4 protein-coding genes are annotated in these 1,865 nt (G+C 69.6%); all 4 read left to right on the top strand.

The genetic code is table 11. The features are described from left to right. Positions 1 to 695: response regulator (locus tag ACLN58_RS21705; protein ID WP_415857285.1), on the top strand; the 695-nt coding region annotated here is incomplete at its 5' end. 106 nt (positions 696 to 801) lie between these two features. Beyond that, positions 802 to 951 carry a hypothetical protein gene (locus tag ACLN58_RS21700; protein WP_415857284.1) on the top strand — a complete coding sequence of 50 codons (150 nt, stop codon included), beginning with the start codon at positions 802 to 804 and terminating at the stop codon, positions 949 to 951. 58 nt (positions 952 to 1,009) lie between these two features. Further along, positions 1,010 to 1,216, top strand: coding sequence for a hypothetical protein (locus tag ACLN58_RS21695; protein ID WP_415857283.1), 207 nt, complete (start codon positions 1,010 to 1,012; stop codon positions 1,214 to 1,216). A 234-nt stretch (positions 1,217 to 1,450) separates the two neighbouring features. Continuing rightward, complete coding sequence (locus tag ACLN58_RS21690) at positions 1,451 to 1,654, top strand: cold-shock protein (RefSeq protein WP_415857282.1); 204 nt, start codon at positions 1,451 to 1,453, stop codon at positions 1,652 to 1,654. The last annotated feature ends 211 nt before the right edge of the window (positions 1,655 to 1,865 follow it).

Here is a 1,865-nt window from a genome sequence, read left to right as displayed (position 1 = left end):
TGAGCGAGCTCCGCGTCCTCGTCGTCGAGGACGAACCCATCGCGGCGGCGGCGCACGCCGCCTATATCGGCAGGCTCCCCGGCTTCACGCACGTGGGCACAGCGCACGACGGCGCCTCCGCCCTCCGCTTGGCCGGCGAACTGGCGGCGGCGGGGACCCCAGCGGACCTCGTGCTGCTCGACATGAACCTGCCCGACCTCCACGGGCTCGACGTCGCGCGACGGCTCCGCGCCGGCGGCCACCACCCGGACATCCTCGCGATCACGGCGGTGCGCGAACTACCCGTGGTGCGGCGCGCGATCTCCGCGGGAGTGGTGCAGTACCTCATCAAGCCGTTCACGTTCGCCGCGTTCGCGGAGCGCCTCGAGCACTACCGCCAGTTCCGCGACTCCCTCGCGGGCCCCGACGGAACGGCGTCGCAGGATTCGGTCGACGAGGCGCTCGCCGCGCTGCGCACGCCGGTCGGGACGCCCCTCCCCAAGGGCCTCTCCCCCGGCACGCTCGAATCCATCCGTACGTTCCTCCGCGAGCGCGGCGAGGCCGTCTCGGCCGCCGAGGTCATGGAGGCCGTCGGGGTCTCGCGGGTGACGGCTCGGCGGTATCTCGAGCACCTTGCCGACGCCGGGGTTCTGACGCGTTCGGCGCGCTACGGGACCCCTGGACGGCCCGAGAAGGAGTACCGCTGGGCGGGGTGAAAAGCCGCCCTCGCCGCCTACTGAACTTCTTGCTCGAGCAGGAATACCGTTTAAGTGAGGGATCTAGACCGCGAGGCGGCCCTCACCTCGGAGGGTAGGAGGAGCTATGCGCACCGAATCCGCAGAGCCCACGGCGGCTGAGGCCGGGGCCTTCGACAGGACCGTCCGGAAGGTGGATGTCTCAACGCTCCCGGATGGCTCCGGAAATGATCGGGACTCCGACGAGGCGGACGACGAGCGCTTCGACGCCGGATAACCCGTCACGTCGGTGACTCGCCGCACCGCCCCGGCGGTCAGGGAGAGAGGAACACACCATGACTCACAGCGTCGACTACGGCAACACCGAAGACGACGACCTCACCGAGCCCCTCGACGGCCGCAACAGCCAGGGCCCGGAAGGATCCTCGGACAATCCGGAGCTGCTGGACGAGATTGACCCGCTGCACAGCCCACGCCGCCTGATCGAGCTCGACGCCGAGGAGGAGGAGCCCAATCCGGACATCGATCTCGGCTACGACTGAGCCGTCGAGGAGCGCTCTCAGCCCCCCGCCGCGCCGACGACGACGCGGCGCGCGGCGAGACTGCGCATAGACGGCTCCGCGCAGGTATCCTGATGGACGTAGTTTGATGTTTCGCGGTGTCTTGCCGACACCGGCCTCCGCCGGAGTCCGTGTGTTGAGCCTGATGGGCGGTTACGGACTCGGCTGCATGCGCACCCCGAAGGACGGGGCGGCGCAACGTCCCAGGAGGACACCATGGCAACTGGAACCGTCAAGTGGTTCAACGGCGAAAAGGGCTTCGGCTTCATCGCTCCCGACGACAACTCGGACGACGTCTTCGTCCACTTCACTGCGATTGAGGCGAAGGGCTTCCGCGAGCTTCAGGAAGGCCAGAAGGTCGAGTTCGAGACCCAGCAGGGTCCGAAGGGCCTTCAGGCCGCGAAGGTTCGCCCGCTCTGACGAACCCCGTCAACATTCCGAAGGGGGCTGGCCGCGATGCGCGGCCGGCCCCCTTCGCCGTTTCCGGCCCCCTTCGCCGCTTCCAGCCCACGTAGTCTGAGGCCATGACCCCCGGTCCCCCCGCCCCGCTCGCCGGGATCCTCCTCGCGGCCGGCGCGGGCCGCCGCTACGGGAAGCCCAAGGCCCTTGCCTCGAGCCCCGACGCCGGGAG

The organism is Sinomonas sp. G460-2, assembly GCF_047759905.1.
Classification (GTDB): domain Bacteria; phylum Actinomycetota; class Actinomycetes; order Actinomycetales; family Micrococcaceae; genus Sinomonas.
This window is presented reverse-complemented; position numbering and strand designations above follow the sequence as displayed.